Source organism: Micromonospora sp. S4605, assembly GCF_003176715.1.
GTDB classification, from domain to species: Bacteria; Actinomycetota; Actinomycetes; order Mycobacteriales; family Micromonosporaceae; genus Micromonospora; species Micromonospora echinaurantiaca.
Map to the genome: position 1 here is coordinate 1 of NZ_QGSW01000368.1, position 8,867 is coordinate 8,867.

Here is an 8,867-nt window from a genome sequence, read left to right on the forward strand (position 1 = left end):
CTTGATCACCGCCCATTGCGGATCGGTCAGAGAGGACTCGTACGCCGGTTTACAGACACAACGACACAGACACGATCTTCACCGACACGGCCAACGAAGATCACGCCGAGGTATCACAACACTTTCTGACGCCGGACCAGCCCTGACCAGGCACAATTTCACCCCGTCCCCCAAGGAGAGATACCAGCCATGATGCAGAACGACATGAGCCGGCGGCGGCTGCTCGGCCTCGGGCTCGGGCTCGGCGCCGCGGCCACGCTGACGCTGGCCGGCTGCGGCGACGACGACGCGTCCGGCCCGGCGACGGGCAACGGCGGCAAGGACTACACCGGTCCGAAGGTCGACCTGAAGCTCTGGAACGGCTTCACCGGCGGCGACGGCGACATCTTCAAGGCCCTGGTGAACCAGTTCAACACCGAGCACCAGAACATCGCGGTGTCGATCGCCACCTACCAGTGGGACGACTACTACAACAAGCTGCCCGGCGCCGCCTCCAGCGGCAACGGCCCGGACATCGCCGTCATGCACATGGACCAGCTCGCCACCTTCGCCGCACGCGGCGTGATCACCGAGCTGGACGACGTGGCCAAGACCCTGGAGCTCTCCGAGGGCGACTTCGCCCCCACCGTCTGGCAGGGCGGCCTCTACAACAACAAGCGGTACGGCATCCCGCTGGACATGCACCCGCTCGGCTTCTACTACAACAAGGGGGTCATGCAGTCCGCCGGGCTGGACCCGAACAAGCCGCCGACGACGAAGGACGAGTACACCGCCGCGCTGACCGAGCTGAAGAAGTCCGGCGTGCAGGGCTTCTGGGTCAGCCCGTTCCAGTTCACCGGCGGGATGACCTTCTACTCGCTGGTCCACCAGTGGGGCGGCAGCGTGTTCGACGCCGAGGCCACCAAGGCGGTCTTCAACTCCGACCAGGCCGTCGAGGCGTGCACCTGGCTGGTCGACCTGATCAAGCAGGGCCACTCCCCGGCGAACGTCGGCCAGGATGCCGACTACCTGGCGTTCAAGAGCGGCAAGAACGCCTTCAACTGGAACGGCATCTGGCAGATCAACGACCTGAAGAAGAGCCCGGAGATCCAGTGGGGTGTCGCGCCCCTGCCGCAGATCGGCAGCAAGCCTGCGGCCTGGGCCAACTCGCACAACTTCACCATCGTCAAGCAGCGGGCCAACGACGCCAACAAGGTCTCCGCGGCGAAGGTCTTCATCAACTGGCTCAGCCAGCACTCCCTCGACTGGGCCAAGGGCGGCCAGGTCCCGGCCCGCAAGACGGTCCGGGACAGCGCCGAGTTCAAGGCGCTCACCGAGGTCAACGCGCTCGCCCCGGAGCTGGAGTACGCGGCCTTCCCGCCGGCGGCCCCGGGCCTCGGCGAGGTCATGACCACCTTCTACAACTCCTTCAACGAGGCCGCACTGGGCAAGAAGTCGCCCAAGCAGGCGCTGGACGACGGGGCGGCCAAGGCCAACAAGCAGCTCGAGGACAACCGCAAGAAGTACGGGAGCTGATTCCCCGTGGCGGACGTGATCGAGGTCGGGGCGGCGCGTGGTGACGCGCCGCCCCCGGCGTCCGGCGCCGCCCGCCGGGGCGCCTCGGCGCGCCGGACCGGTCGGCTGACGCCGTACCTCTTCCTCGCCCCGTACCTCGTGCTGTTCGGGGTCTTCGGCCTGCTGCCGATCCTGCTCGGCGTCTGGCTCAGCGTGCACCAGTGGGACTTCCAGCTGCCCAACCGGCCCTTCGTCGGGCTGGACAACTACCGGGAGCTGTTCTCCAGCGACTCGGCCGTCTACGGCGACTGGTGGCAGAGCGTCCGGGCGACGGCGATCTTCACCGTGTTCTCGGTGCCGCTGCTGGTGGTGGTTCCGCTGGGGTTGGCGCTGCTGCTGAACCGCTCGTTCCCCGGCCGGACCTTCTTCCGGGCGGTCTACTTCGCGCCGTACGTGCTCGGCGTGGCGGTGATCGGCCTGCTCTGGCGGTTCCTGCTCGACGCCAACCTGGGCCTGGTCAACCGGCTGCTCGGCGCGGTCGGCCTGCCCTCGGACACCCCGTGGGTGACGGACGTGCCGTGGGCCTGGGTGTCGCTGGTCGGGGTCACCGTCTGGTGGACCTCCGGCTTCAACGCGGTGATCTACCTGGCCGGCCTGCAGGACATCCCGGCCGAGCTGCACGAGGCGGCGAAGGTGGACGGCGCCAGCGCCTGGGAACGGTTCCGGCACGTCACCCTCCCCGGGCTGCGTCCGGTGCTGCTCTTCGTGATCACCACGACCGTGCTCGCCTCGGCGAACGTGTTCGGCCAGTCGTTCCTGATCACCCAGGGCGCGCCGGGCACCGAGACCCGCACGGTGGTGTGGTTCATCGTCGAGGAGGGGCTGCGGGACAACGACGCCGGCCGGGCCGCCGCGATGAGCATCGTGTTCGCCCTGATGCTGGCGGTGGTGAGCATCGCCAACTTCCGCCTCTTCCGCTACCGGGAAGACTGAGGGGACCGCCATGACGACGCCCACCCGCACCGCCGCCGCCCGGCCCGCCGGCGCCACCCGCGCCCCGGGCACCGCGCTGCGCCGCGCCGCGCTCTACGCCACCCTGGTGGCGCTCGCCCTGGTCTTCCTGACCCCGCTGGTGTGGATGGTCATCACCTCGCTGAAGACCTACACCGGCGCCCAGCAGATCCCGCCCACCTGGCTGCCCGAGCCGGTCTCCGGGTACGGCTACGAGCAGATCGTGGACAACTCGGCGAACCCGGTGCTGCGCTGGTTCCTCAACAGCATGCTGGCCGCCACGCTGCACGCGCTGCTGGTGCTGGTGACCGCCGCGATGGCCGCGTACGCCCTGGCCCGGATGCGGTTCCGCGGCCGGGGGGTGAGCTTCGCGCTGATCGTCGGGACGCTGTTCATCCCGCCGACCTCGCTGATCATCCCGAACTTCCTGATCGTCGACACGCTGGACTGGATCGACACCCTCACCGTGGTGATCGTGCCGGGCGCGGCGAGCGCGTTCGGGGTGTTCTTCCTCCGGCAGTTCTTCCTCTCCCTGCCCCGGGAGCTGGAGGAGGCCGCGGTGCTGGACGGCGCCAACCAGTGGCAGATCTTCGTCCGGGTGGTGCTGCCGCTGTCCAAGCCGGCGCTGGCCACCCTGGCGGTGCTGTCGTTCCTGACCAACTGGAACGACTTCCTCTGGCCGATCTTCGTGCTGTTCAGCCCCGAGATGCTCACCCTGCCGCCGGGCCTGGGCCTGCTCCAGGGCGCCTACGTGACCGACTACCCGGTGATCATGGCGGGTGCGGTGCTGGCCAGCGTGCCGGTGCTGATCCTCTTCGTGTTCGCCCAGCGGCACATCATCCAGGGTGTCTCCCGCAGCGGCCTGAAGGGATGACCGCCCGCTGGCGCAGCGCGGCGGCGGCGTTCGCCGCCGCGCTGCTCGCCGCCGGCTGCGGCGGTGGCGCCGACGATCCGAGACCCACGAGCACCGGGAGCGACCCGAGCATGTTCACCAACCCGGTCGTACGCACCGACGCGCCCGACCCGCAGGCGATCCGGGTGGGCGACACCTGGTACCTGTTCCACACCAACGCCGGCGGCCGGAACGTCCCGGTGCTCAGCTCGCCCGACCTGGTGGACTGGACTCCGGTCGGCGACGCGCTGCCCGAGCTGCCCGGCTGGGCGGACGCCGGGAAGACCTGGGCACCGGAGGCGATCCAACTCGCCCCGGACCGGTTCCTGCTCTACTACACGGTGGCCGGGCGCGAGTCGGGTCGGCAGTGCGTCGGGCGGGCGGTCGCCAGCACGCCGCAGGGGCCGTACCGGGACGACTCGACCGGGCCGCTGATCTGCCAGGCGGAGCTGGGCGGCTCGATCGATGCGAGCCCGTTCCGGGACACCGACGGCAGCCTGTGGCTGCTGTGGAAGAACGACGGCAACGCCATCGGGGTGGACACCTGGCTCTGGTCGCAGCGCCTCTCCGACGACGGGCTGCGCCTGGTCGGCGAGCCGGCCAGGCTGCTCAAGCAGACCGAGTCGTGGGAGGGCACCCTGATCGAGGGCCCGTTCTTCCACCGCCAGGACGGCCGGCTGTTCCTCTTCTTCGCCGCGAACGCCTACGACCGGGCCGAGTACGCCGAGGGCTACGCGGTCTGCGAGTCACCCACCGGCCCGTGCGTGAAGGCCGCGGAGAACCCGATCCTGAAGTCCAACGAGGTGGCCTCCGGCCCCGGGCACGCCTCGATGGTGGTCAAGGACGGCCGCACCTGGCTGCTCTACCACGCCTGGCCGCCCGGCCAGGAGGGCAGCATCGATCCCGGCCGCCAGGTCTGGCTCGACGAAGTCACCTGGCCCAACGGCAAACCCCAGGTCAACGGCCCCACCGCCGAGCCCCAGCAGAAGCCCTGACCAGGAACTCTCAACGTGACCGGTCCGCGGCGGCCGACCACCGAAGGTTTCCGGGGAGCCCGGCCCGCGGAGGGATCAAGCCTGACCCCCCGGAGCGGGCCGGGCTCCCCGAAAACCCCAACCGGAACCGGAATCCCACCGCAATGATCAGACGGAGGCGGGTTCCCGGGAAGACGACGAACGACGAGCCAGGCGGTTCCGCCGGTACCCGTACCCGAAGTAGATGACCGCGCCGAGCAGCATCCAGGCGCCGAACCGCAGCCAGGTCTCCACCGACAGGTTGAGCATCAGGTAGAGGCAGGCCAGCGCCGAGACGATCGGCAGCACCGGGGAGAACGGCACGGTGAACGGCCGGTCCAGGTCCGGGCGCTTGCGGCGCAGGATCGGCACCGCGATCGACACCAGCACGAACGCGCAGAGCGCGCCGATGCTGACCAGGTCGGCCAGCGCGGACAGCGGCAGGAAGCCGGCCAGCAGCGCGACGGCCACGGTCATGATGGCCGAGATCCGGTACGGGGTGCCCCAGCGCGGGTGCACCTTGGCGATCGACGGCGGGATCAGCCCGTCCCGGCTGATGGCGAAGCCGATCCGGCCCATCGCCACCAGGTCGACCAGGATGACGCTGGTCAGGCCGGCGACCGCGGCGATGGAGACGAGCACGGCGGCCCAGCCGGCGCCGACCGACTCGAACGCGGCGGCGATCGGCGCGCCGCGGTCGATCTCGGTGTACGGCACCATGCCGACCACCACCAGCGAGACACCGATGTAGAGCACGGTGGAGACCAGCAGCGTGCCGAGCAGCCCGAGGGTCAGGTCCCGACGCGGCCGGCGGGTCTCCTCGCCCAGGTTGGCCACCGCCTCGAAGCCGGTGTACGCGAAGAAGACCACCGCGGCGGCGCTGAGCACGCCGACGAACCCGAAGACCGACGGTTCCAGCCCGAACAGCGCCTGGGTGACCGGCTGCTTGATGCCGTCCTCGCCACCGCCGGCGGGCTCGGCCGGCGGGATGAACGGGGTCAGGTTGGCGGCCTTGACGAAGAACGCCCCGGCGAGCACCACGAAGACGCAGATGCCCACCTTGACCAGCACCAGCAGGTTGGTCACCCGGGCGGATTCCCGGATGCCGACGATGGCCACCACGCCGAGCAGCAGCACGATCGCGATCGCGCCGAGGTTGACCACGCTGCCGTCCTCGGCGAACCACGCCGCGGGCAGGTCGAACAGTTCGGCGAGGTAGCCGGACCAGCCGCGGGCCACCACCGCCGCGCCGAGCGCGAACTCCAGCAGCAGGTCCCAGCCGATGATCCAGGCGACGATCTCGCCCATGGTCGCGTACGCGTAGGTGTAGGCGCTGCCGGCGGCCGGCACGCTGGAGGCCAGTTCGGCGTAGCAGAGCGCGGCGAGCAGCGCGACCACGCCGGCGATGGCGTAGGAGATCACCACGCCGGGGCCGGCGCTGTCCCGGGCCTCGATGCCGGTGAGGGTGAAGATCCCGGTGCCGATCACGATGCCGATGCCGAAGCCGGTCAGGTCGACCGCGCCGAGCCGCCGTTTCAGCCCGGGTCCGCCGTCGCCGCCGTCGGCCTCGCTCTGGGCCTGCACGTCCTTGATCGGTTTGGTACGCAGCACGGACACGCGGTCACCCCTCCCACCGTGCCGACCACCACGGTGGCGGCCGGTGACCGCCGTCGGTACCCAGCGGGGATCCCCGTCAACCGCCATCCATCGGGACAACCCGGTCAGCACGCCAGGTGTGCGCCCGATCACCGGCAGGAACGTGACGTCCCGGCGCAGACGGGCGCCTATCCGACGGACGGACCGTTCCGGCCCGGACCCCTTGCGCACGCACGCCAGGTGTGAAAATTTCCTACCAGCGGCAGATAGCCAACGGCGAATCTTGCCGAGGGCCGCCGCGATGAAACCTACCACGGGATCCCCACGAAAGGGACACACCGCATGAAGGCAACTCGGCTCGGAGCCGCCGGGCTGGCCGCGGCACTGCTCGGCGCGCTGGTCGCCAGCACCCCCGCGCACGCCACCGAAGCGGCGGCGACCGACGTCTCCGCCACCACCACCTGCGTCACCGACCCGGCCACGCCCAAGCGGCAGTTCCGGGCCATGTGGATCGCTTCCGTCACCAACATCGACTGGCCCACCAAGGCGTCCTGGACCGCACCGGACCAGATCGCCGCGCAGAAGGCCGAATACCTGGGCTGGCTGGACCTCGCCGAGCGGCTGAACCACAACGCCGTCGTGGTCCAGGTCCGCCCGACCGCCGACGCGTTCTGGCCGTCGCCGCACGAGCCCTGGTCGGAGTACCTGACCGGGGTGCGCGGCAAGGACCCGGGCTGGGACCCGCTGGCCTTCGTCGTCGAAGAGGCGCACAAGCGGAACCTGGAGTTCCACGCCTGGTTCAACCCGTACCGCGTCTCCATGCCGGCCCCGAGCGGCGCCGGCGCGGACATCAACCAGCTCGCCCCGAACCACCCGGCGCGGGAGCACCCGGACTGGGTCTTCGCGTACCCGCCGGCCGGTGTCGCCGGCAGCCGGCTCTACTACAACCCCGGCATCCCGGCGGTCCGCGAGTTCGTGCAGACCGCGATGATGGACGCGGTGAAGCGGTACGACATCGACGGCGTGCACTTCGACGACTACTTCTACCCGTACCCGAGCGGCACCCACCAGGTGCCCGACGACGCGACGTTCGCGGCGTACAACCGCGGCTTCACCAACAAGGCGGACTGGCGGCGGGACAACATCAACCTGCTAATCCAGGAGATGAACGCCAAGATCAAGGCCGAGAAGCCGTGGGTGAAGTTCGGTGTCAGCCCGTTCGGCATCTGGCGTAACAAGTCCGTGGACCCGCTCGGCTCGGACACCACCGGCAGCCAGTCGTACGACATCATCTCCGCCGACACCCGTAAGTGGGTCAAGGAGGAGTGGATCGACTACGTGGTGCCGCAGCTGTACTGGTACATCGGCCAGTACCCGGCCGCCGACTACGCCCGGCTGGTGCCGTGGTGGGCGGACGTGGTGAAGGGCACCCGGGTGCAGCTCTACATCGGACAGGCCGACTACAAGAGCGGTGACCCGGTGTACGGCTCGTTCTGGATGAACCCGCAGGAGCTGTCCAACCACCTGACGCTGAACCGGTCGCACCCCGAGGTGCTGGGCAACGTGCACTTCTCGGCGGTCCAGGTCCGGGCGAACCGGCTCGGCGCGACCGACATCTACGCCGCCGAGCACTACTCCCGCCCGGCGCTGATCCCGACCATGTCACACCTGCCGGCCAAGCCGCTGCTCATGCCGGTGGTCACCGGGTCGGCCCGGGAGGACGCCGGGGTCCGGCTGCGCTGGCGGCAGCCGGCCGACGGGATGGGCCCGCTCGGCACCGCCACCTCGTACGCGATCTACCGCTTCGACGGCCTCGACCTGGCCGGCAAGTGCGACGTCGCGGACGCCGCGCACCTGGTGGACACCGTCCGGGCCACCCCCGGCACGGTCCAGTCCTGGGTGGACACCACCGCCGAGCCGGGCAAGCGCTACACCTACTACGTGACCGCGCTCGACCGGCTGGCGAACGAGAGCCCGCTCAGCCCGCCGCACTTCGTACACTGACCCACCGAGCGAATGCCCCGGGCGTCCCTGACGCCCGGGGCATTCGTCTGTTTCAACTGATGTCACCAATAGTTCGCAGCGATACAAGATCCGGGGCGGATGCTTCATCGACACTAATCGACACCCGGTAACCCGCCGGTAACAAGAGTTCCGCACACCCTCGCGGAGGTCCGCCATGCCCCGTCGTCTCGCCACCCTCCTCGCCTCGGGCGCACTCGGTCTGCTGGTCGCGCTCGGCATCGCCAGCCCGGCCGCCGCCGTCACGCCCGAGCAGAAGCTCTCCGTCCTGTCCAGCTGGACCCAGACCAGCGCCACCAGCTACAACGCCTGGAACGCCGCCCGACTGAACAAGAGTGCCTGGGCCGAGTACGCGTTCGACTGGTCCACCGACTACTGCTCGTCCAGCCCGGACAACCCGCTCGGGTTCACCTTCAACCTCTCCTGCTACCGGCACGACTTCGGGTACCGCAACTACAAGGCGATGGGCCAGTTCCCGGCCAATAAGTCCCGGCTGGACAGCGCCTTCTACGAGGACCTGAAGCGGGTCTGCGCCAGGTACAACTCCGTCGTCCGGCCCGCCTGCTACAGCCTGGCCTGGACCTACTACCAGGCGGTCAGCATCTTCGGCTCGGTCGCCGCCGTCCAGCAGGCCGACATCGACCGCGCCGCCCGGATGAAGGCCGACGCCGAACGCCGCGCCGCCGCCCGCTCCTGACCCCGGTGATCCTGCGGTGATGCCCCGGTGATCAAGGGGTTCGCGTCAGATCCGGGCCGGATCCTGACGCGAACCTCTTGATCACCCGTGACGTGGGTCGGGCCGAGGCGGGGCGGGGCCGGTCAGGCGTGCTCGGTGTGGG

General features: G+C 69.8%; 7 protein-coding genes. 6 read left to right on the forward strand and 1 reads right to left on the reverse strand.

Features of this window, described 5'->3' with window-relative positions:
• Positions 1–189 precede the first annotated feature (189 nt).
• The 4 genes from DLJ47_RS30690 to DLJ47_RS30705 are packed head-to-tail and all read left to right on the forward strand — an operon-like array spanning position 190 to position 4,392.
• Positions 190–1,515, forward strand: coding sequence for an ABC transporter substrate-binding protein (locus tag DLJ47_RS30690; protein ID WP_109905243.1), 1,326 nt, complete (start codon positions 190–192; stop codon positions 1,513–1,515).
• Positions 1,516–1,521: 6 nt separating this feature from the next.
• Positions 1,522–2,487 carry a carbohydrate ABC transporter permease gene (locus DLJ47_RS30695; protein ID WP_109905245.1) on the forward strand — a complete coding sequence of 322 codons (966 nt, stop codon included), beginning with the start codon at positions 1,522–1,524 and terminating at the stop codon, positions 2,485–2,487.
• Between the two features lie 10 nt (positions 2,488–2,497).
• The gene (locus tag DLJ47_RS30700; RefSeq protein ID WP_109905247.1) at positions 2,498–3,379 is read left to right on the forward strand and encodes a carbohydrate ABC transporter permease; all 882 of its coding nucleotides are present in this window, start codon (positions 2,498–2,500) and stop codon (positions 3,377–3,379) included.
• The gene (locus DLJ47_RS30705; RefSeq protein WP_109905249.1) at positions 3,376–4,392 is read left to right on the forward strand and encodes a glycoside hydrolase family 43 protein; all 1,017 of its coding nucleotides are present in this window, start codon (positions 3,376–3,378) and stop codon (positions 4,390–4,392) included. Before DLJ47_RS30700 ends, DLJ47_RS30705 begins: the two co-directional genes overlap by 4 nt.
• 147 nt (positions 4,393–4,539) lie before the next feature.
• On the opposite strand, the gene DLJ47_RS30710 is transcribed toward DLJ47_RS30705, so the two are convergent.
• Positions 4,540–6,027, reverse strand: a complete 1,488-nt coding sequence (locus tag DLJ47_RS30710; RefSeq protein ID WP_109905251.1) for an amino acid permease — start codon at positions 6,025–6,027, stop codon at positions 4,540–4,542.
• A 321-nt stretch (positions 6,028–6,348) separates the two neighbouring features.
• Here DLJ47_RS30710 and DLJ47_RS30715 point away from each other — a divergent pair, with 321 nt between their 5' ends.
• Both DLJ47_RS30715 and DLJ47_RS30720 read left to right on the forward strand, forming a co-directional pair.
• Complete coding sequence (locus tag DLJ47_RS30715) at positions 6,349–8,010, forward strand: glycoside hydrolase family 10 protein (protein WP_109905253.1); 1,662 nt, start codon at positions 6,349–6,351, stop codon at positions 8,008–8,010.
• A 175-nt stretch (positions 8,011–8,185) separates the two neighbouring features.
• Positions 8,186–8,725 (forward strand): phospholipase, encoded by a 540-nt coding sequence (locus DLJ47_RS30720; RefSeq protein WP_109905255.1) that lies wholly within the window; start codon positions 8,186–8,188, stop codon positions 8,723–8,725.
• Positions 8,726–8,867 lie beyond the last annotated feature (142 nt).